Annotated in this window: 18 protein-coding genes; 5 read left to right on the top strand and 13 right to left on the bottom strand. The window is 42.1% G+C overall.

What is annotated here, in order from left to right; translation table 11 throughout:
* Positions 1-18: 18 nt before the first annotated feature.
* A complete protein-coding gene (licT, locus tag BUB77_RS14205; protein WP_073277007.1) occupies positions 19-864 on the bottom strand; it encodes a BglG family transcription antiterminator LicT in 846 nt (281 codons plus the stop codon).
* A 458-nt stretch (positions 865-1322) separates the two neighbouring features.
* Here licT and BUB77_RS14200 point away from each other — a divergent pair, with 458 nt between their 5' ends.
* A complete protein-coding gene (locus BUB77_RS14200) occupies positions 1323-1679 on the top strand; it encodes a hypothetical protein (protein ID WP_139241189.1) in 357 nt (118 codons plus the stop codon).
* Positions 1680-1753: 74 nt separating this feature from the next.
* Here BUB77_RS14200 and BUB77_RS14195 read toward each other — a convergent pair whose 3' ends face one another.
* The 3 genes from BUB77_RS14195 to BUB77_RS14185 all read right to left on the bottom strand — a co-directional run bounded on the left by BUB77_RS14195 (position 1754) and on the right by BUB77_RS14185 (position 6332).
* Positions 1754-3115 (bottom strand): MATE family efflux transporter, encoded by a 1362-nt coding sequence (locus BUB77_RS14195; protein WP_073277005.1) that lies wholly within the window; start codon positions 3113-3115, stop codon positions 1754-1756.
* Positions 3116-3707: 592 nt separating this feature from the next.
* Complete coding sequence (locus BUB77_RS14190) at positions 3708-4886, bottom strand: M20/M25/M40 family metallo-hydrolase (RefSeq protein ID WP_242962511.1); 1179 nt, start codon at positions 4884-4886, stop codon at positions 3708-3710.
* 30 nt (positions 4887-4916) lie between these two features.
* Positions 4917-6332 carry an aspartate ammonia-lyase gene (locus BUB77_RS14185; RefSeq protein WP_073277052.1) on the bottom strand — a complete coding sequence of 472 codons (1416 nt, stop codon included), beginning with the start codon at positions 6330-6332 and terminating at the stop codon, positions 4917-4919.
* 343 nt (positions 6333-6675) lie between these two features.
* On the opposite strand from BUB77_RS14185, the gene BUB77_RS14180 reads away from it, so the two are divergent.
* Positions 6676-7140, top strand: coding sequence for an Lrp/AsnC family transcriptional regulator (locus tag BUB77_RS14180; protein ID WP_073277003.1), 465 nt, complete (start codon positions 6676-6678; stop codon positions 7138-7140).
* 1 nt (position 7141) lies between these two features.
* On the opposite strand, the gene BUB77_RS14175 is transcribed toward BUB77_RS14180, so the two are convergent.
* The 5 genes from BUB77_RS14175 to BUB77_RS14155 all read right to left on the bottom strand — a co-directional run bounded on the left by BUB77_RS14175 (position 7142) and on the right by BUB77_RS14155 (position 12257).
* On the bottom strand, positions 7142-7765 hold the full coding sequence (locus BUB77_RS14175) for an HD-GYP domain-containing protein (RefSeq protein WP_073277001.1): 624 nt from the start codon (positions 7763-7765) through the stop codon (positions 7142-7144).
* Positions 7766-7855: 90 nt separating this feature from the next.
* Positions 7856-8173, bottom strand: coding sequence for a cyclic-di-AMP receptor (locus BUB77_RS14170; RefSeq protein ID WP_073276999.1), 318 nt, complete (start codon positions 8171-8173; stop codon positions 7856-7858).
* Between the two features lie 460 nt (positions 8174-8633).
* A complete protein-coding gene (locus BUB77_RS14165; RefSeq protein WP_073276997.1) occupies positions 8634-9995 on the bottom strand; it encodes an ABC transporter permease in 1362 nt (453 codons plus the stop codon).
* Entirely contained in the window at positions 9992-11332 is a 1341-nt protein-coding gene (locus BUB77_RS14160; RefSeq protein WP_073277050.1) for an ABC transporter permease, read from the bottom strand. Before BUB77_RS14160 ends, BUB77_RS14165 begins: the two co-directional genes overlap by 4 nt.
* A complete protein-coding gene (locus tag BUB77_RS14155; protein ID WP_073276995.1) occupies positions 11319-12257 on the bottom strand; it encodes an ABC transporter ATP-binding protein in 939 nt (312 codons plus the stop codon). The genes BUB77_RS14160 and BUB77_RS14155 overlap by 14 nt, the downstream gene beginning before the upstream one ends.
* A gap of 391 nt (positions 12258-12648) precedes the next feature.
* On the opposite strand from BUB77_RS14155, the gene BUB77_RS14150 reads away from it, so the two are divergent.
* Complete coding sequence (locus tag BUB77_RS14150) at positions 12649-14010, top strand: APC family permease (protein WP_073276993.1); 1362 nt, start codon at positions 12649-12651, stop codon at positions 14008-14010.
* 153 nt (positions 14011-14163) lie between these two features.
* Here the strand turns inward: BUB77_RS14150 and BUB77_RS14145 are convergent, their stop codons facing one another.
* Together BUB77_RS14145 and BUB77_RS14140 are read right to left on the bottom strand one after the other, a co-directional pair.
* On the bottom strand, positions 14164-15696 hold the full coding sequence (locus BUB77_RS14145; RefSeq protein ID WP_073276991.1) for a L,D-transpeptidase family protein: 1533 nt from the start codon (positions 15694-15696) through the stop codon (positions 14164-14166).
* Positions 15697-15902: 206 nt separating this feature from the next.
* Entirely contained in the window at positions 15903-16367 is a 465-nt protein-coding gene (locus tag BUB77_RS14140; protein WP_073276989.1) for a low molecular weight protein-tyrosine-phosphatase, read from the bottom strand.
* 320 nt (positions 16368-16687) lie between these two features.
* Between BUB77_RS14140 and BUB77_RS14135 the strand changes: the two genes are divergently transcribed.
* Entirely contained in the window at positions 16688-17266 is a 579-nt protein-coding gene (locus BUB77_RS14135) for a DJ-1/PfpI family protein (protein WP_073276987.1), read from the top strand.
* A 6-nt stretch (positions 17267-17272) separates the two neighbouring features.
* Here BUB77_RS14135 and BUB77_RS14130 read toward each other — a convergent pair whose 3' ends face one another.
* A complete protein-coding gene (locus tag BUB77_RS14130; protein ID WP_073276985.1) occupies positions 17273-18301 on the bottom strand; it encodes a ribonucleotide-diphosphate reductase subunit beta in 1029 nt (342 codons plus the stop codon).
* Positions 18302-18398: 97 nt separating this feature from the next.
* The gene (locus BUB77_RS14125; RefSeq protein WP_073276983.1) at positions 18399-20690 is read right to left on the bottom strand and encodes a ribonucleoside-diphosphate reductase subunit alpha; all 2292 of its coding nucleotides are present in this window, start codon (positions 20688-20690) and stop codon (positions 18399-18401) included.
* A 365-nt stretch (positions 20691-21055) separates the two neighbouring features.
* Here BUB77_RS14125 and BUB77_RS29925 point away from each other — a divergent pair, with 365 nt between their 5' ends.
* Positions 21056-21226 (top strand): hypothetical protein, encoded by a 171-nt coding sequence (locus BUB77_RS29925; RefSeq protein ID WP_170866654.1) that lies wholly within the window; start codon positions 21056-21058, stop codon positions 21224-21226.
* Positions 21227-21274: the final 48 nt, after the last annotated feature.

The raw sequence follows: 21274 nt of genomic DNA, 5'->3' as shown, positions 1-21274 counted from the left end.
TTTGCTTTAATCGTGATTTTAACCTTCTCTTCTGGTTCCCAGAATCAACCGCCTTATGTGAATAGACAGCATTGCCAGCTCTTCTGCTAAAATAGCATCCGGATAATGTCCTGTAAGAAAATCCGCTATTTTTCTACTACAGGCAAATTCTCCGGGATACAGTTTTTTCACCATATCGATAAATTCCTGATCGATGCTGTCTAATTGCTCCTTGTTTACAATCCTTTGCATCATACCCTTCAGATAAGCCACAAAGCTTTCATACCGAATCGACTGCTCATCTAACTGAATAACAAATTCCGTTTTTACTATCTCAACCAGCTGCGGAATGATTTTCGTGATGCTCATTGTTTCACTCATTACGTTGCTATACTCCGCATTTACTATATGAAGGGCAATTGAAGCCGCTTCATCCACCGGAAGCCGTACGCCAATCTGCTTATCAATCAATGCCACGGCATATTCTCCAATCAGGTATTCTCTGCGGTATAATCTCCTCACATCCCATAGCAGCGGATTATCGAAGAGCATTCCCTGCCTGAACCTCTCTATGGCAAAATTGATATGATCCGTCAAAGTAATATAAATGTTCGGATTCAGCTTACGGTTTAAAGTTTTATCAGCATATGTGATAATTTCATTTGATACCTGAATGTGTTCCAAAGGAAGATTTGCAAGCAATTCTTTGAACTTATCAACTTCTGTCTGAGTCTCCAGGTAAAAAATCTTTTCAATCAGCTTTTTGTCAATTTCTTTCCCTTTTTTGCCCTGAAATCCAACACCTTTCCCCATTACCAGGACTTCTTTCCCCTTAGAGTCAAATGCACTGACAACATTATTATTTATGACCCGCTCTACCTGCATCTTCATCCCCCCGCAATTTAATTCAATCAAAATCAATAAAAAAGACCAAATTTTATGAAATACACGACTTCACAAAATTTGGTCTTGCCTGCTTAACAGTAACAATCCAGCAAATATTAATTTGATGTGTATAGTTTATCAATAAAGCTTAAATATGTCAATATATTTTTAAAATAATATGTAGATTTACCAATCAAAGCATAGAATCGGATTTTAGCATAATATAATCCTCCAAATAAGTGCTAATACGTTCTGCCATTTTCAGAGTATGTTTATAAAATCTATCCAAAAGCCCTTAAATTACAAATCCCGGCCTTTATTACAGCCAAATGTCATTAATTTTACAGAATTCCTAATTTACCAATAAAATTATGACTGTTTCCTGCCAGAATAGTAACACCAAAAAGCTCCTCCGGCATAAATTATAATATAAATCAGAAAGGGGAATACACTTGCAGTTGGAGCAATCAATAAACAGCCCTTCGGATAAATGCAGTATTCAAAGACCATACTGTCAGAAAAAACTTACAGCCATGCAGCGTCCCAATGGTCAGGGCTACCAAACACCTCCCCCTGTACCCTTGATTACACCGCCTCCTTTCACCCCGCCAATGCCGGCTTCTCAGTACGGCTCTACGGGTATGCGCGGTTGTCTTAATAGAACCACCTATGTCTGGCTGGCAAATGGAACTAGCTATTGGTATTTTCCGACATATATAGGCCGGCAGACAGCCATTGGATTTCGCTGGAGAGGCTTTGGATGGATTTATCAAAGGATTTCTCTTAACAATATCGTTACTTTTCAGTGTTTCTAAATAGAGGCTGGCAAAGCTTTCTGTCTGGTTATTCTAAAAAAGGTGCAGGAGAACCTGCACCTTCACTTCTATTACTACCTTGTTACATTCCTTACCCATTTCATAGAGCGGTACCTCCATGTGGACAGCGGAACCTTTATAATCTCATCACTCATAATAATTACATAAACTATGGGAATCGGCAGTTTGAACACAAAAGCCGCCAGGGCTCCGAAAAGGATTGCTACTCCCCAGAGGGTAGAAGCATCCAGAATAAGTCCGAACCTGGTATCCCCTCCTGCCCGGAATACTCCCACAATCATGGTGGTATTAAACGCCTGGGCAATAACGAAATAGGACATTACAAACATCATAAATTTCAAATAGGAATGAGCCTCACCGCTTAAGTTCATATAATGGCCCACAACATTTCCTACCAGTAAAATAATAACACATCCAGACAATCCCAGAACGATTGTTATTCTGACAAGCCTTTTTGCATAAAGCTTCGCCAATTCTTCCTTTCCTTCTCCGATTGCCTTGCCAAGTATGATGGCCGTAGCATTGGATACACCAAAGGTGATTACCGTAGCAAGCTGTCTTACCACCTGGGTCACGGAATTGGCAGCAACCACAGACTGACCCAAATGCCCGATAATCGCAGCATTGGCGGCTACACCTGCTCCCCATAACAGCTCATTCAGCATAACAGGAATGGAATAATGCAGAAAATCCCTGCTTAGAAGCTTATCCCGGATGAGCAGTACCTTTGGATGAAAACGAATGGTTTTATTGATTTTGAAAGCATAAAATAGAACTATAATCACTTCACAGGCCCTGGCAATCAGGGTACCAAGTGCTGCTCCTCTGATTCCCATGGGCTCCAATCCAAAAAGTCCAAAGATAAAGGTTACATTTAACACCAGATTTACTATAAAGGATATTAAATAGACCACTGTGGATACGATTACTCTTTCCACACTTCGCATGATATTAAGATATATCATGGTAAAGGAGGTCAAAATATAGGAAAATGCAATGATTTTCAGGTACTGTACTCCCTGGTCTATTACATTCTGTTCGGAGGAAAATATCCGCATGATGTGGCTTGGAAATAAAAGTACCGCAGCTGTAAACAGTATTCCTACCACTAATGCAAAACGCATGGTGATTGCCATGATCTTTTCAATGGTTGCCGTGTCTTTCTTCCCCCAGTACTGAGCAGTTAATACGGCAGCTCCGGAAGTAAGGCCAAAAAAGATAAGGGTCATGATAAATTGTACCTGCCCTGCCAGTGAGGCGGCGGACAGTGAAGTCTCACCTACTTTTCCCAGAAGGATAACGTCTGTAGAGGTTACACCTACGTTTATGAGGTTCTGGAGTGCCATGGGGAACACCAGGGAAAATACTAGTTTATAAAAGGATTTTTTTTCCTGTTTCTCTTGTGTAATGTACATAACTGTCTCCTAACTAAATATGTAATCGGTCTTATGCAAGTCAAGGGAAACGGTAACATTTTTATGGGGAAAAGTCAAGATGTAAATGGGCAGGGAAAATGTGGAAAAGATGGGGGTTGAGGAAGTGGACGATGATTTGAGGGGCCGTTCCGGAGCTTTGTTGTTCAAGGGCCCTTATTCCACTAAAGTGACAGGAACTGCTGCTGGGCAGGTAAAACTGTGCCAAACTCGCTGGGAGGATGAGGAATAGGGAAGGGGAGTTGCGCTCAGACAGTGGCACGGTTTTACCTAGCAGCAGTTTCTGTCACTTAAGTGTCATAAGGAACCTTTCAAGACTAAGCTCCGGAACGGCCCCCCAAATCATCTGGTTATTTCCTGTTGCCTTTGATTTTTTTGATGTTTATTGGAGGGTTAATAGTTTGATAAGGGTTTGCTGTAAGGGATGTGAGCATTAATATAAAATACTGGTTAAAGTGTTCAAGCCTTAACCAGTATTTTAATAGGTAATATTAAGTTGATACGAGTGTTATTAGTTATTCTTTAATCTTAGTTTTCGTTTATGCATTTATTGAACAAGACCTTCTGACTGGAATTAATTTTTTGAGGTTAGAAGCTTTATTACAATTTGTGTACATTTCTCAAGGTCATTGATATGGGTATGCTCCTTGGTTGAATGGACATCGGACATTCCGCAGGCCATTACGATTCCTGAAATTCCATTTCGGACAAAGTTGTTGTTATCGCTGCCTCCAAAGGTCTCAACGTAGAGGGTTGGTATGGATAATTCCTGGCAGGCTTTTTCAAAGCGTTGTACGACAGGGGCTTCTTCCCTGGTCTCGTAGGCAAGGCAGCCGTAGGAGGTGGTAAAGGTAAGCTTTGCTTTTGACTCTGTTGCTGACTTTTCAAAGGCAGCTCTTATCTTTTCTGTTTCCTCTAAGGCTTTTTCATGGCGGATGCTTCTTACTTCGCCTTTCAGGATGCAGGTTTCAGGCACGATATTTTTTGCAAGGCCGCCTTCTATAAGGCCAACATTTACGGTGGTCTCTTTATCTATACGGCCCATCTGAATGGATGTAATCGCTTTTGCAGCAGTTCCGATTGCGTGGACGCCTTCTTCCGGAGCAAAGCCGGCATGAGCTGCTTTTCCGGTAAAGACTGCTTCAAAGGATACCAGGGTTGGAGCTTTCAGGGCTGCTGTTCCAATTTCTCCGCTTAAGTCCAATACATAGGCTTCCCTGGCTTTTATGAAGGAGTAGTCAAATACCTCGCTTCCTCTGATATATACCTCTTCTGCTATGGCAAATAGAATTTCAATGCTTCTGTGGGGAAGCTTTTCTTCCCTTATGCTTCGTATTGCTTCTAATATTGCCGTTACTCCTGATAAATCGTCTGCTCCTAATACTGTTGTGCCGTCACTGGTTATCGTTCCATCCTCTTTTACAATGGCTTTTTTATTTCTTGACGGCTCCACTGTATCCATATGGGCGGACAACAGAAGGGGCGGACCTTCTAATTCTCCGGGAAGATAAGCGTAGAGGTTACCGGCATTGCCACCGTATACCTTGCCTGCTCCATCCTCCTCCACCTGAAAGCCTAAGGCAGTAAGCTTTTTTGTCAGTACATCTGCCATTTCCCTCTCTCCAAAAGAAGGGGAATCAATTGCTACCAGCTCTTGAAATTCTTCTATGATACGTTTCCTGTTAACCATCCTTATCACCATTCCTGTTATTTTTTCTGTGGGGATTGCTGTGCCTTCTGAATTGCTATTCATTCCGCAGCAATTCCTATCTACTTTACTGTATCACAGCTTCCTTACTTCTTCAATACAAAACACCTGTCTTGGTGCAACGGTCATGGGAAACAGGTCAAAGATTTTCTCCATTTCTTCTTCGGAGAGAATATTTTCTTTACGGACCACTTCTTTTACTGAGACTCCTTCTTTTAATGCTGCTTTTGCAATTCTTGCCGCTTCTTCATAGCCTATGGCAGGACAAAGGGCTGTTGCCACACAGGCACTTTCTTCCAGGAGCTTACGGCACCGCTCCTCATTTGCCGTTATACCTGTTATGCAGAGGTTTGTCAGCGTCTGCACCGCCTGCCGCAGTAAATCCAGGGATTCAAATAGGTCATGGAAAAGCACCGGCTCAAAGGCATTCAGTTCAAGCTGCCCTGCTGCCGCAGCCCAGGTTATGGCCGCATCATTGCCGATTATCTGAAAAGCAGCCTGGTTCACTACCTCCGGTATTACCGGATTCACTTTTCCCGGCATGATGGAGGAGCCATTCTGGAGAGGCGGAAGGTTAATTTCTCCAAGGCCTGTTCTGGGACCGGAGGATAAGAGCCTCAGGTCATTGCAGATTTTAGTCAGGTTCACCGCGCAGGACTTCAGGCAGCCGGATACCTGCACAAAACCGTCCAGATTCTGTGTTGCATCAAATAAATCGGCAGCCTGCTTATAATCCAGGCCAAAGAGCTTGTTGAGATTTGGAATAATGGCAGAATAGTAATAGGGACTTACATTCATTCCGCTTCCCACAGCAGTTCCGCCAAGATTCAGGCTGAGCATTTCATCCCCTGCCAGAATCAATCTTCTGGCATCCCGCTTCACAGCATTCAGATATGCTCCAAAGCTCTGGCCAAGGCGGATGGGAACTGCGTCCTGAAGCTGAGTTCTGCCCATTTTGAGGATGGGATTAAATTCCGCGGATTTCTGGTTAAGCGCCTGACACAGCCGCTTAAGCTCTGCTACTGCTGCTTTTAGCAGCTCTGCCGTTGTCATTTTTCCGGCACTTGGTATGACATCATTGGTAGACTGGGCCAGGTTGACATGGTCGTTGGGATGAATAATAGAATAATTGCCTTTTCTGCCACCTAAGAGCTCTATTGCACGGTTGGCAATCACCTCATTGGCATTCATATTGGCAGAGGTCCCGGCCCCTCCCTGAATGGCATCCACTATAAACTGATCTCTTAATTCACCGTCAATTATTTCATCACAGGCCTTCATAATACTAAAAGCCTGCTCTTTCGTTAATAATCCGGCTTCATAATTTGTGAAAGCAGCCGCTTTTTTAATCCTCGCCAGATTGGTTATAAAAAGAGGATGCAAAGGCTTTCCTGTCATATTAAAGTTATTCTTTGCCCTCAAACTCTGTATCCCATAATATACCTCTTCGGGTATTGCCATACTCCCCATTGAATCGGCTTCCATTCTCATATTCCCTGCAACCTGCCTTCCTTCATTCTTTGCAACTTCTGCATTAACAGAAACCACAGTTCCTGGTTTCTTTCTGCACATGAGAATAACACCTTTCCCTTTATCCGTAAATAGGCTGATAAAAGCTTTGAATATAAGAAAATAATCTTCCCTGTCCGCATAATAAAATTAATTATTTGGCTGGAATTATTTCAATTATTTTTTTTGAAAAATAGCTTCAGGCAGTTTTTTCTTAATAAAATTATGTTTGGAAAGGAATCCTGCTTGCAATCACAGGATTATTATTTTATAATATTAAGAAAAATACAGGATGTGCCTAAAATCAATGAAAGCAGGTATCTAAATGGATCACGTTGACGAACATATACTAGAAATTTTACAGAAAAATGCGAGAACTCCTCTTAAGGTAATTGCTGACCAGGTATTCTTATCTTCGCCTGCTGTGGCAGCCAGAATTGCCAAGCTGGAAAAGGATGAAATTATCAAAGGCTATCATGCTGAGGTCAACTGGCTGAAATTAGGTTACCACATAACGGCCTTTATTAATCTGGAGGTTGAGCCCTATCAAAAGGCAGATTTCTACCCCTTTATTAAAACCTCCCCCAATGTTATTGAATGCAACTGCGTCACCGGGCATTATGCCATGCTGATTAAGGTGGCTTTTCCCAGCACCATGGAGCTTGATGCCTTCATCGGACAGATTCAGAAGTTCGGCCGCACCAGTACCCAGATTGTATTCTCAACAGCAGTAGAACACAGGGGGATTCAATGCGGTATGGTACCGGATGAATCCCCCTTGTCAGAGTAAACTATATACAATTTTTCAAATCAAGAAACGGTTTAATTACCTCTTCCCAGTGTTCAAGAATATATTTGCCGATAAAGGGATCATACATAAACCCTAAGTTTTTCTCAATTTCTATGTAACACTCTTCCGGCGATAATATGCTGCGATAGCTTCTTTCCGTTGTCATAGCATCAATGGAGTCACAGATGGCAATGATTCTTGAACCCAGGGGGATATCGTTTCCTTTAATCCCTTCGGGATAGCCTCTTCCATCATAGCGCTCATGGTGATGAAGGACAATTCCGCTGATTTGCTTCATCCGGTTGGACTTATTTAATATCTCATAGCCAATTGCCGGGTGCTTCTTCATCAATTCCCACTCATCGGGAGTTAATGCCCCTTCTTTTTTCAACACAGAATCCGGTATTCCAATCTTACCGATATCATGAAGATGTGCCGCAATATGCAGCTCATTGGTATCACTGTTGCTTAATCCAATAATTTCACATAATTTCTTAGCCAGCTCACTTACTCTCCAGGAATGGTTAGCAGTATATTGATCCTTGGCATCCAAAGCACCGGTTATACATTCTATTATTTCATGATAGTCTATGTAGTCTTCCGCCTTGCTGTCTGTCTTGCTCATCTTAAGTACCTTTCCTTCAGATAGTATTTCTTCAATGTATAATTGTACTAAAATAACTCTGTTCAGGCAACTTATTTTAGCAAAAACAGCTTAAATTCTTTCAAATCTGTCAACATCTGTAACGAAAATAATAGCACCGCCTACATTTACCATAACCTGGGTGGAATAGAACTCGGCAGAACCTACCGGATTGGATATTATCTGCTGTCTTGGTCCGCATTCCTTCTTCACTAATTCTATAACCTCATCCACTTTTTCTTCTTCCGTACCAACGAGCAAAGTGGTATTGCCTTCTCTTAAGAATCCTCCTGTCGATGCAAGCTTTGTAACATAAAATCCTTTCACATTAAGGCCTTCCGTTACTCTTGTGCTGTCTACATTCCGTACTATTACATAAATCAGTTTCATTGTAATCCCTTCCTTTCTATCTCCAGGCTCTGTTTCCAGGGGTGAATCATTACAATCTTATTATTGACTTATCTTATTACTGTAAACGTAGTGTCAGATTAAATAGTATAAATTTTCATACTTGCTCCCATTGCATACCGCAGACAGGGAGTGTGAAAGTGCTTTTCTTTCACATATTCCAATAATTCAGATGTTATGCTTTTATTATATTATATATTACCCGCAAAGTAAAGTTTAAGCCGCTAATTTCATCTATGAATTAACTGTGAACCGGTATGCTGCTCCCAGTCAACTGCCAGCCTTTCCTATGCGCTTTTTCCTAATTACAAGCAGGTCTATAAGCAAAAAAGCTCCCTGGCATTTTTTAATACACCAAAACAAAGATCTTCATCTTTGAAGCTGCTGTATAAAAAGGCCGTGGAGCTTCTTCCTGCTGTAAAAGGAATTTCATCCGAGCTTATTACCTTCCCTTTAATATTCCCTGAATGGTCTTAAGACTTACCTTCTGTCCATTGTATAAAATAAGTCCTTTAAATATCTTTGCCGACAATCCGATAAATGCAGCCGTAAAAAGAAGCATAACTGCCAGCATCAGGCCGCTCTCCCACAGGTTGACAACACCTGTCAGAGTATCCACCGGTACACAAAAGGGAGCCGTAAAAGGAATATACCTTGCAACCGGTAAAAAGCTTTCATTGCCGCTCAGGGGCACAAGGTAGCATAATAACCAGCTGATTACAACCGGAAGCTGTAAGATACTCTGGGCAGAGGCAGCATCTTCCGGCTTTGATACCATACTTCCCGCCAGGGCAGCCAAAACACTGTAAAATAAGAATCCAACAAAGAAAAATACAATTGTCAGTATTACTGCCGGCAATGACAGTGCCGACTGACCGATATTATCCCTGATCATGTTTATAACGGATATTACCGGATTGGAATAATCGGGATTGATCATCTTTGCAATGGCATTTCCGCCATAAAGCCCTGCAAATAAGGCACCAATCCATATTACAAACTGCAGTACCCCCTGGACGGCTACAGCCAGTACCTTACCGGCTATCAATGCATCCGGACGCACAGAGACCAGCAATGTTTCGACCAGCTTTGAGGTCTTCTCTCCCGAAACGGACTTGCTAACTGCCTGACCATAGAATATCAGCATAAAGTACAGCATTAAGCTAAAGACCATGGGAGCAACTATCTTTACGATAATGGAAGCAACACTGTTATCATTTCCAATATCGGAGTAGGTATAAGTTACAGGCTGTAACGCTTCGTTAAGCTGCTCTGTACTAAGGCCCGCTTTATCCAGCTTAATTAATCCGAAGGTAGAGGACAGGGTATTTAGAAGTGCATCTGTATCCTTTTCGCTAAGGATGCTTCCTTCCGGTAGTATTGCGTTTATATCATAATCTGAATCATTTTTCGTAATTTGAAGGATAACGGTCTTTTTCGTAACCTTTTCATCCTTTAAGGCTTCCTTTAAATCCGTTCCGTTAAAATTCTCGAATTTAACAGCTTCAAAAGTCTTGTTTCCTTTTAGGAACTGCGCGAAATTAATAGGACTTAAGCCGCTTTCATCCATAACCAGAACATTATCCACGGGAGATATTTCTTCTACTGCCGCATTGCCGCTGTTACTCTTCCCGCCGTCCGGCTCCGGCTTATCGGAATTGGCTCCAAATACACTAATTAATATCAGGCCGCCTGCCAATAAAAGGGCTATCAGCACTGTTGTTATTTTATAGCTCATGGTGCCGGCTAACTGCTTAAAGGTAAAGCCGTATACCGCACGAAAGCCTCTGAATCTTTCCCTCATGCCTTCATACCTCCCCTGTTCAGTTTAAATAAATCCTTTAGCCTGATACGGTTTCCATTATGGAGTATCAGGGTTTCATAGATGCTTGCCACGAAACTGAACATCAGGATATTGAGTATGATCTGAAGTATAATGGCCCCTGCTGCTATGAGGAAATCCGCCTTGCCAATCAGAATGGCACCGGGAAGGATGAAGGGGGAGGAAAGGGGGAATAAAAAGGCAAAAATAACATAAGCATTGCTGCCGCTTCCCATTAAAACATTAGCCGCTCCTATTCCGATGTAAACTCCTACCAGAGTCGCTATGGTCAACAGGGTCATGCCTTCATTCAGCTCCTCCATTTTGCTAACTGTGGCTCCCGCCATTCCGGCCAGTACTGCATAGAAAATCATTCCAAGTCCTATCAGAATAAGGCAGAGAAGGATATTTCCTATATTCAGATTTTGAAAAATATTATCCGGTATATACTGGTTCATTATTCCGGCCTTGCTGCCAGAGCTCATGGAGGCAGAAACCTTATTGGAAACAAACACCAGTACCATCAGGGATATAATCTGAATTAAGACCGCACATAGCATAGCAAGTATCTTACCAACCATGAGTGCCAGAGGCTTTACGGATATCAGCAGGTACTCCACGATACGGCTTGACTTTTCCATCACAACAGAAGAAGCCACATGGGAGCTTGCCATGATGTTAACCATCATCAGAAAGAACAGGATACCGTATATAAACCAGTATTCATTCATGGATATGGCTTTGTCCGTCTCTAATACCGGGTTTCCCTGGGCATCCAGCTTAACAGTCTTTGTATTCACCTTTGCCCCGATAAGCTCATTCTGCTCCTTGGTAACCCCTCCGGCTGTCAGCCGCAGAGAGTGAAAGGTGTCGGTCATCTTTTCTCCAAGAAGTGCAATAGAACCATCCTTTACCGGTCCTTTTGATGCTTTTGCAAAAGCAAGAACAAATGAATTGTCCTGTTCCTTTATTGTCAGTATGACAGAGTCTCTTTCCGATTTTTCTATTCTCTGGGTGACAGTATCATAATCCTCCGTTAAATTGGTAAATACAGTATCCTTAAAGGTGTCTGTCTGTTTTAGAAGGGAAAAATCAAGCTCCGGAAGGGAAGTCTCATTTTGCACATATACCTTTGCCACAGGGCTGGTTTCTGCACTGTTTGCTTCTCCTCCTTTTGTGAGAAATTGGATTAAGGGCATGGAAACAACTGCAATCAGTGCCATAATAAAAAAGGATATTCTGTAAGCCTTGTTTTTCAAGGTCTGCGTCAGAGTAAAGGCAAATACATCCCTCCAGCCGCTTATACTACTTTTCTTCATGGACATCACCGACCTTTTCTATAAATATTTCATGAAGTGAAGGTTCCCTTAACTCAAACTTGACAATTGGTATCTTATCCTGGATGAGCTTTGTTAAAAAGGCCATTGCCTGCTCTTCTCCCAACACCTTTAGCTGATATTCACCCGGAGTTTTATTGGTTATATGAATTCCGAAGCTTTCTATATAGGAAGCAATTTCCACATCACTCTTCACAAAAAGATTGACTCTGCCGTAGCTTTTCTTTATCTCATTCAAATTCCCCTGAAGTACTGCCTTCCCTCTGTTCAATATGGTAATATCGGAGCAGAATTCTTCTATAACAGGCATTTGATGACTGGACATAATAAGGTATTTATCCTTCGCGATTTCTTCCCTGATAATGCCTTTGAATAACTCGGTATTCACAGGGTCCAGACCGCTTAAGGGTTCATCCAGGATAATCAGCTCAGGGTCTGATATCAAAGCAGCCATTAACTGCAGCTTTTGCTGATTACCCTTTGAAAGCTGGTCCGCTTTATTGGCTTTCACCTTTTTCCCCTTGACCTTGGGAGGAAACAGATATTCATTCACAGATAAACGGTCCGACCAATATTCAATCCGGCTCAGGGCTGTCTTCCTCGGAACATTACGAAGCCTGGCAAAATACAGCAGCTGGTCCAGCAAAGAATACTTTGGGTAGAGTCCCCTTTCTTCCGCAAGATAGCCCACATTGGCACTGACCGTATCAAGGGCTTTTCCTTTCCATAAGACGTCTCCCCCATCCTTTGAAAGCATTCCTAAAATAATACGTAAAGAAGTGGTTTTTCCGGCACCATTGGTTCCAAGCAGCGCATATACTCCCGGTTTTTCAATTGCAAAGCTTAAATCTTCCACTACTACCTTGTCACCGTATTTCTTTGTTATGTTTTTGACAATTAACGACATTCTTCTTCTCTCCTTGCCCATTATTGGTACCAGTCATCCGGATGTTCACTTTTAGAGACAATCTATAGGAAACGTAACATTTACCCAGGAGCTGGATAATATTTCTTGTTAATCATATCAATAACCCTTCAAATATGCAATTACATTTTATTTATAAATAGATTAAATTTTGTTTAAAATTTAGGTATTCCCATCCTTCCAGGTTCAAGGCGATGATTTTCTTGAACAGGCATGAAATTGTACTGATTGTCAATAATATTCCTAATTAATAGAAGTAAAAATATTCTTTTGACAATTTAAACAATTAATATTAAAATAGACCGGTGCGCTGTATTAGAATTCCACAAAATCAGAAGGATTAATACAGCTACATATTCAAAAAGGAGTTTCTATGGAAAACAAAAATAAACAGAATGAACATTACGGCCTATTTACGGCTACTGCTATGATTATCGGCATTGTAATCGGTTCCGGTATCTTTTTTAAAGTTGATGATGTGCTGAAATATACAGGCGGCAGCGTTGGACTGGGGATTCTCGTCTTTGTAATCGGTGCCTTAAGCATTATATTCGGAAGTCTGACCCTTACAGAGCTTTCCGTCCGTACGGAAGGTCCCGGAGGCATTATCAGCTACTTTGAACACTTCATATCCCCAAGAGCTGCAAGCGGTTTTGGATGGTTTCAGACCTTTATCTACTTTCCGACAATAAATGCGGTGATATCATGGGTTGCAGCTATATATATCTTCTTATTCCTGGGTTATAAGGCATCCTTGGAAGCTCAGATCGGTTTAGGCTTTCTTATATTTACCTTTTTCTACGGAATAAATATCCTGTCCTATAAATTGGGCGGGTATATCCAGAATGCGGTTGCTGTTATCAAGCTGATTCCCCTGATTGCCATTGCAATAGCCGGTATCTTCTATCACGGACAGAGCGTGGCGATTCCAGAAGGCATGAAAATGATAGGAAAAACACAGGTAGGACTGGGCTGGCTGGCGGCACTGGCTCCCATTGCATTCTCCTATGACGGATGGGTAGTTTCTGTTAATATCACCAATGAAGTTAAGAACTCCAAAAGAAATATGCCCCTGGCTCTGTTTATCGGCCCTCTGACAGTATTGTCAGTATATATTCTATACTTCGTAGGACTGAATAACATGCTGGGTTCCGAATATATCATGACAACCGGAAATGAAGCCGTTAATAAAGCAGGTGAAATTATGCTGGGAGGCAGCGGAACGAAGCTTTTGCTGTTCTTTATTGTTATTTCCGTACTGGGTGTTGTAAATGGCATGACCCTGGGAAGCATCCGTATGCCCTGGAGCCTGGCCTCCAAAAATATGCTTCCGGATTCCCAAAAAATCGCAAAGCTTCACCCCAAATATGAGCTCTCCCTCCCCTCCGCCCTTATTGCCTATATTACGGCAGCCCTTTGGATGCTTTTGCATTACCTTACAACGAAAAGCGGTATCCTTAAGGGGAGTGATATCAGTGAAATCGCCATTGTATTCAGCTATATCTGCTATATGCTTCTTTATATCAAAGTACTTTCCCTTCGAAAGCAGGGAGATATTAAGAGCCTCTTTAAGGGTGTTATCTGCCCTGTGCTGGGTCTGGCAGGCTCCCTCATAATTCTGGTTGGAGGTTTGATATCCAATCCCTTTTACGTAGCTTGTTTTATCATATTCTGCGGACTGGTCTGCTTATCGGGGGCTCTCTATTATAAAGGCAGGTCAGCTAAAAAATATTAGTGCTGAAGCTATTGATTCCGGTACCGGAAACGTTAAAATACGAAAGCAAAATAAAGAAAAAAGCGAAAGTACATTTTAAGGCATTGAATGCTCTAAAATGCAGGCTTTCGCTTTTCTTTTTCATGTATTTCTTCCAGCTATGCTGTATTAGCCTTATTCTCCCTGTCCGTTATTGGAATCATTTGTTTTATTACTTTTTTCCGGCTTTTTATTTACAAGGCTGTCTTTGTTATCCTTTCCATTGCTTTCTGTTCCCGCCAGCTCATATACTACTACGGCAACACCGCGCTTGATGTTAGCGAACATAAGCTTTGCCTTACTGGGGGGCATATTAATGCAGCCATGAGAGCCACTTGTCATATATATTCTTCCGCCGAAGCTGGATCCCCTCCAGGGAGCATCATGAAATCCGATATTATGGTTAAAGGGCATCCAGTATTTTACTGGTGTGGAGTAATCCTCTCCGTTCAGAGTCGCATCGTTTTCCTTATACTGGACAGGATAGGTTCCCACAGGTGTTCCAAAGTTTCTGGAAAGATTACCGGATACAAAATCCGATTCCAATACCAGCTTTCCATCCTTGTAAAAGAATAAATGCTGGGCTGTCAGATTTACTTCCACATAGGTATTTCCGATATCATCGGTTCCGTATTGCTGGGCTGTCTGAAAATAAACAGGCTTTCTTTCAATCTGCTGGCCTTTTTTAATCAGCTTTATAAGGTCATCCTTTTCTGTCGCCCTGTCAAGCCACCAGCCGTAATCGCCGCCCTTTACCTGTATCACATCCCCATAGGAGGTCTTAAAGGTACGGGTTCTGCCGAAGGAATTATAGGTTTTTCCTATGTAATCCACGTATTCCTTTACGCCGTTTTCATCCAGCGTAACCTTCATCTTGTCATCAACAGACAGCCACTTACTGATTTTCTCCCCGTCAAGTACTTCTGTTGCATCACCAAAATGATAAGTAATCCTGCTTCCTGCCATCTTGTTCATCTTATCCATAGCTTTTAAGAGCTCCGCATTATCGGAATATACAGCAGGCTTTTCATATACCTCTGCTTTTTCCAGGTTCAATTCCGGTTCCAGTGAAAGGATGGATTTTTTTACCGCCTTAAGCATTTTGTCCGAGTCTACCTTAGAGCCCTGGTTCTCCGGTACAATTACATATCCGCTGTCCCCGTAATCGGATATATGGGCATCCGTCGGCGCTATATTATAGTCCGCTGCAAAACACTTAAGCCCGTCAAAATACTCCTTAAATAATTCGTCATTGTATAAAAGAGCCGCCTTCATGGTAATATCATGGGGTTTGAGTAATGAAAAGGGCCAGGTAAAAGGATTCTGGGTCGTAAGTAAATCCGATAATTTCTCATCATATACGGTATTAAGCCCGATATCCTCTCCATATATTTTTTCTGTCACATCATTACGCTCTTTGATTGCCAGCACATAGGATTCCACTTCTTCATTAATTGCTGCTTCAGCCTGTTTTTCTGTCATACTTGAAACACTTACACCATTAATCGTGGTGTTGTGATAGAAATGGTTCTTATAATAAAATGCCAGAAATAAGTATATTAATAAGAGAGGGACTGCCACAGCAACTCCACCGTAGAGAAGTGCCTTTTTTGCAATACTGCCATTGCCCTTGCTGCTACTTATGTTTTTATTTGTCTGCTCATTCATGTTTTCACACCTTCTAGTTTATATATTGTATTTAATAACCCTATTACTCATTCATACATACCTATATTAACATGGAATGATGTTAAATGCTTGGCATTTTAATTACGTTTTCATTAAATGTATATTACATATTAATACCCTTTTGCATCGTAAGCATGCTTGCGATACTGCTTAAATAGAAAGATTATATAAGTTGAATTATCGTTTCACCAACTCTTATTTTTGCAGATATATTCAAGCAAAGCCAGGCAGCCCTCATATACATCCTCATAGGTCTTATCGAAATTCCCCGTATACCAGGGGTCTGCTATATCTCTTTGGCAAGGCACTAAATCCAGGAGTCTCATTACTTTATATTCAGGATCTCCCCCAAAAATCTGTTCCATTGCAAAAATATTGCTATTTTCCATTCCGATAATATGATCATAGCGGCTGTAATCTTCTTTCTTAAGCTGCACTGCCCTTTTTTCAGAGGTATCTATGCCAAATTCCATTAATTTATTCCTGGTTCCCCTATGAACCCCGTTACCTGCCTCTTCGTTACTGGTTCCGGCAGAGGCTATAAAAAATTGCTCCGAAATTCCCCTTTTCCGGACCATATCCTTAAAAACATATTCTGCCATGGGTGAGCGGCATATGTTCCCAAGACACACAAACAGAACCTTAACCATACCTTTCCTTCCTGTCAGGAGTAAGCCTCCTGCGCTTTTCCTATTCTTTTAATATCCAGGCCTGTCACAAAGCTGCTAATGATACTCCCGGATAAAAAGTAAAAAATCGCTCTATGAAATTATAAACAAATAAACTGCTTCTGCCAACCCGGAATCTTATGGAAAGCTCTGGATTTATGAAAGATAACGGTAGCTTTCCTTCAATTTTCTATGCTATACTCTCTTTATTATACCGATGCAATGCATTTTTCAAACTAATCGGCAGGGGAATCCCTTCCCTCTATTAATGAAAGCAATCAACAGAATCCAAGGAGGTATTTATGAAAGTATTATTACTGCTGGCAAAGGGCTTTGAAACCATGGAGTTTTCTGTTTTTATAGACATCTTCGGATGGGCGGGAAACGATTTTGGCTCTAACATAACAGTAGAAACCTGTGGTTTTACCAAACAGGTAATCAGCACCTTTCACGTTCCGGTAACAGTGGATAAAATAATTCAGGAGATACGCACAGAGGATTATGACGCCCTTGCCATACCGGGAGGCTTTGAAGAATTCGGCTTTTATGAGGAAGCCTACGATGAAAAATTCTTAAAAATAATCCGTGAATTCCATGAGCAGAAAAAGCCTGTGGCATCTGTCTGCGTAGCTGCCCTGGCCCTTGGAAAGAGCGGCATCCTAAAGGGCAGGTGGGCAACCACCTATCATCTGGGCGGCGGCCGCCGTCAGCAGCAGCTAAGGGAATTCGAAGCCATTGTAGTAAACGAACCCGTTGTTACAGACAATACTATTATTACCTCCTATTGTCCTCAGACAGCTCCCTATGTTGCCTTTAAGCTGCTGGAGCTTCTGACCTCAAAGGAGCTGACAGAGGCGGTCAAGACCGCCATGGGATTTTAAGCTGCTTTATTCCAGGTCATCAAAATCATAAGCTGCCGCTTTGGTATAATTGGTAACCTTTGCTTCAAAGAAATCCGTTTTGGTCTGGTTAAGACTTGAAAAGCCTTCAATCCAGGCCATAGGGTTCTCTGTGATTTCCGGATACAATTCCTCCAGTCCAATGGCCTTTAACCTCTGGTTACCCAGATATTTAATGTATTTTTCAATAAGGGTATCATTAATCCCAAGGATTTCATTATTGGTAACATACTGGCCCCAGCGGATTTCATGCTCTACACCGGTCCTCATCATTTCCCTGATCTGCATCAGCACAGCCTGTGTAAAAATCTCAGGCTTTTCATTCCTGAGCTCCTTTATGATATTCTGGAAAAGTACCAGATGGGTTATCTCATCCCTGTTTATATACTTAAATATGGTGCTGGTCGCCGTCATCTTCCCCTGTCTTGCCAGTGTATAAAAGAAGCTGAAGCCAGAATAAAAATAGATTCCCTCCAGGATATAATTGGCAGTAACCGTACGGATAAAATTATCCGTGGTAGGATTTTCATTAAACTCCTGGTAAATGTTGGCGATATAGCGGTTTCTCTCCAAAAGCTGCTTATCCTCCCTCCACTCGTCATAAATCTTATCCCTGGTTACCGGGTTGGTCACCGTGTCCAGAATATAGGAATAGCTCTGGGCATGGATTTCCTCCTGAAAGGCCTGAATATTAAGCAGGGAGGAAATCTCCGGGGCCGTTACATACCGGGAGAGGTTAGGCAGGTTCTCACTCTGGATGGAATCCAGAAAGTTCAAAAAGGATATAATCTTGTCAAAGGCATTCCTTTCACCGTTTGTCAGCAAAGGGAACTGCTTGATATCTTCATTAAGGGAAATCTCTTCCGGAATCCAGAAGTTATTTAACATGGTCCGGTAAAAGGTCTTTGCCCAACTGTATTTAATACGGTTCCATTCCCTCAGATTAGTGGTATTTCCCTCAATCAGAGTCTCTGTGCCTCTCACGCCATTCTCATTAAATATTTTTTTCTTAATCATATTTCCTCCCATGGATTTTACAAGTTTAATAAGAAACTGCCTAAATAAATAGTAATAATTTTCTTTATTTTATTAGCACTGCCTTTCTATATGCTTTCTAACTGGAGCAGCTTGTACACTCATCCATCTCCAATGACTGGTTGCGTACATAGTAAATTGTTTTCACGCCATTCTTCCAGGCTTCTACATAGAGGTTCAAGATATCCTTTGCCTTGACCTCAGGGGTTATATAGAGGTTAAAGGACTGGGACTGGTCAATGTGCCTCTGCCTGATACCGCAGGCTTTTATGCTGTAGAGCTGGTCAATGTGGTGTGCCTCCTTATATAACCAGAAGTTCTCCTCCGATAAATCCGGTGCGGCCTTTGGGGTAAAGCTTCCCTTCTTTTCCTCAATAAAAAATTTCCGGAATATAGGGTCGATTCCCGCTGTGGTACCTGCTATGTTAGAGGTACTTCCCGTAGGAGCTATGGCAGTCAGGTAGCCGTTTCGCAGGCCGTATTCCTGCACCTCTTCCTTTAGCTTCTGCCACCTGCCGGAGGTATATCCCCTGCTTGTAAAATATTCTCCCGTCTGCCACTGGGAACCAGTAAAGGCAGGATAGGAACCCTTCTCCCTGGCCAGCTCGGAGGAAGCCTTAATGGCCTGGTAGGCAATCTCCTCAAATAGCAGGTCCGCTTCCTTTAAATGCTCTTCACTTTCCCAGGCAATCCCATGATTGACCAGATAATGATGATAGCCGCTGGTCCCAAGCCCGATAGCACGGTATTTGTCACTGGTAATTCTGGCCTCCGCCACAGGAGACTGGTTCAAAGTGATAACATTATCCAGCATTCGTATCTGTAAGGGAATGATGTCTTTCAGGTCTTCCCTGTCAACCCGTCCCAGATTGATGGAATTCAGATTGCAGGTGACCATATCCCCTGATTTTATCCTTACAAGGACATCCTTTTGCCCCTTTCCGTCTTCAATGGTTTCCTCCATAAGAGAAGATTCACTCATATTCTGGGCAATCTCATGGCAGAGGTTGGAAGCATAGATCATACCTGCGTGCTTGTTGGGATTGGCCCTGTTTACCGTATCCCGGAAGAAAATAAAGGGAGTTCCTGTTTCTACGGCAGATTTCATTACCTTCTTCATAATATCCAGGGTAGAAACGGTCGTACGGCTCAAATTCCCATTGTTCTCGCAGGCAAGATAGCGCCTGGTAAATTCTCCGCCCTCTTCTTCATCATAGCAGTCCTCCAGGTAAAAGCCCATCTGCTTATGTACCTCATAGGGGTCAAATAAGGACCATTCTCCTCTCTCAAGAAGCCTTTTCATAAAAAGGTCGGGGATACTTAAGGATGGGAAGATATCGTGGGCTTTTCTTCTGTCATCCCCGTTATTGGTCTTCAAATCCAGGAATTCGTAAAGGTCCTGGTGCCAGATATCCAGGGTCACAGAAGCACCGCCCTTTCTTCTGCCCAACTGGTCCACCGCAACTGCCGTGTCATTATAAAGCCTGATCCAGGGAACCACTCCGCCGGATGTATTTTTGTAGCCTCTGATTTCGCTGTTTAAGGCTCTGACCTTTCCCATATAGATTCCCAAGGCTCCGCCATGCTTGGACACACTGGCAAATTTGGAATTCACATCGTATATGGACCAGAGATTATCTCCTACTACCGAAATAAAGCAGCTGCTTAACTGATGATAGGGTGTACCCGCGGCAGCAAGGGTCGGGGTAGCAACCGTCATCTTAAGCTCACTGAGGATATCATAGAACTTCCTTGCATATTCTGTCTTTTTCCCTCCTTCAGGGATGGCAAGGTGCATGGCAATTACCATAAAGCGCTCCTGGGGCAATTCATATACTTCCTTATCAAAGCCCTGTATCAGATAGCGGTCTGCCAGTAATTTAAGCCCCTCATAGTTAAATAAAAGGTCCCTTTCCACCTTTATATATGCTCCAAGTTCCTCTATTTCCGTCTTTGTATATTCCTCCATAAGATATGCACTATAATAGCGGAGTTTTGTCAGCTTATCCACCAGCTCGTAAAAATCCCCGTAGCCAAAATGACTGTATCCTCTGTTAATGGCTGCTTCCTTGTACAAATCGGACATCAGCAGTCTTGCAGCCGCATACTGCCAGTCTATATTTGTCTTCTTCACCTCATTGCCGAAGGTATCCCTGGTAGTCTGTATGGTCTTCTCAATGGCTGTCTGTATCAGAATTTTCTGTATTTCCTTGGTGCTCATGCCATCCCTGAACTGGATGTTGGAATCCATCTCAAGCTCCGCAGGGTCACAGCCGGAAAGTCCCTCACAGGCATAGGCTACCATTTTCTTCGTTTTTTCCACATACAGGGGTTCGTAATTTCCATTACGCTTTTTTATCATAATATCCATAGGCCTCACTCCTTAACTCCTCTATTCAACAATATATAGTAATAGTAATAATTATTATAACTATATGTATTGTATACTATTTTTTCTCATTTGGCTAGAAGAATTTTTACCGATATTCCTGAGCAGAGCTTATCAAAGCTGCCGGATTCGTATTCATATCGATAATTATACTGGTATTTAACTTGGCTGCCGTTTTTTAAAATTTGCAATTTCAATTATCAGGCTGTCATTCTGCCCTTATGCATTTTATATAATGCCTTCCAAGGTTTATTATAAAATAAGTGCCCCCTTTTGGGAATAACCAAATGACAACCTTCTGATTTATTTGAATTAAACAGGCAACGGCAAATGCATGAAGGAAGTTTATGGAAGCGGACGATGACCAAGGGGGGTGTTTTGAACTTTTGTTACGCGAGAACCCATATTCCACTAAAGCGGCAGAAAACGTAACTGGCAGGTTAATCAGTGCCAAACTCGCTGTAACAACTATGGCTGTGTTAGTTATCAAGCTCAAACAGTGGCACTGCTTTACCTAGTCACGTTTCCTGCCGCTTAAGTGTCATAAGGAACCTCTTGAGACAAAA

Source organism: Anaerocolumna jejuensis DSM 15929, from assembly GCF_900142215.1.
Classification (GTDB): Bacteria; Bacillota; Clostridia; order Lachnospirales; family Lachnospiraceae; genus Anaerocolumna; species Anaerocolumna jejuensis.
Note: the sequence above shows the minus strand (reverse complement) of the source record. Positions and strands in the feature narration are given on the sequence as shown.

Coding starts and splice junctions, on each gene's coding strand:
- BUB77_RS14170 (WP_073276999.1), bottom strand. CDS start 8,173: ATGAAACTGATTTATGTAATAGTACGGAATGTAGACAGCACAAGAGTA.
- BUB77_RS14155 (WP_073276995.1), bottom strand. CDS start 12,257: ATGTCGTTAATTGTCAAAAACATAACAAAGAAATACGGTGACAAGGTA.
- BUB77_RS14135 (WP_073276987.1), top strand. CDS start 16,688: ATGAAAGTATTATTACTGCTGGCAAAGGGCTTTGAAACCATGGAGTTT.
- BUB77_RS14180 (WP_073277003.1), top strand. CDS start 6,676: ATGGATCACGTTGACGAACATATACTAGAAATTTTACAGAAAAATGCG.
- licT (WP_073277007.1), bottom strand. CDS start 864: ATGCAGGTAGAGCGGGTCATAAATAATAATGTTGTCAGTGCATTTGAC.
- BUB77_RS14175 (WP_073277001.1), bottom strand. CDS start 7,765: ATGAGCAAGACAGACAGCAAGGCGGAAGACTACATAGACTATCATGAA.
- BUB77_RS14195 (WP_073277005.1), bottom strand. CDS start 3,115: ATGTACATTACACAAGAGAAACAGGAAAAAAAATCCTTTTATAAACTA.
- BUB77_RS14125 (WP_073276983.1), bottom strand. CDS start 20,690: ATGGATATTATGATAAAAAAGCGTAATGGAAATTACGAACCCCTGTAT.
- BUB77_RS14145 (WP_073276991.1), bottom strand. CDS start 15,696: ATGAATGAGCAGACAAATAAAAACATAAGTAGCAGCAAGGGCAATGGC.
- BUB77_RS14150 (WP_073276993.1), top strand. CDS start 12,649: ATGGAAAACAAAAATAAACAGAATGAACATTACGGCCTATTTACGGCT.
- BUB77_RS29925 (WP_170866654.1), top strand. CDS start 21,056: ATGGAAGCGGACGATGACCAAGGGGGGTGTTTTGAACTTTTGTTACGC.
- BUB77_RS14190 (WP_242962511.1), bottom strand. CDS start 4,886: ATGAATAGCAATTCAGAAGGCACAGCAATCCCCACAGAAAAAATAACA.
- BUB77_RS14140 (WP_073276989.1), bottom strand. CDS start 16,367: ATGGTTAAGGTTCTGTTTGTGTGTCTTGGGAACATATGCCGCTCACCC.
- BUB77_RS14160 (WP_073277050.1), bottom strand. CDS start 11,332: ATGAAGAAAAGTAGTATAAGCGGCTGGAGGGATGTATTTGCCTTTACT.
- BUB77_RS14165 (WP_073276997.1), bottom strand. CDS start 9,995: ATGAGGGAAAGATTCAGAGGCTTTCGTGCGGTATACGGCTTTACCTTT.
- BUB77_RS14185 (WP_073277052.1), bottom strand. CDS start 6,332: ATGAGAATGGAAGCCGATTCAATGGGGAGTATGGCAATACCCGAAGAG.
- BUB77_RS14130 (WP_073276985.1), bottom strand. CDS start 18,301: ATGATTAAGAAAAAAATATTTAATGAGAATGGCGTGAGAGGCACAGAG.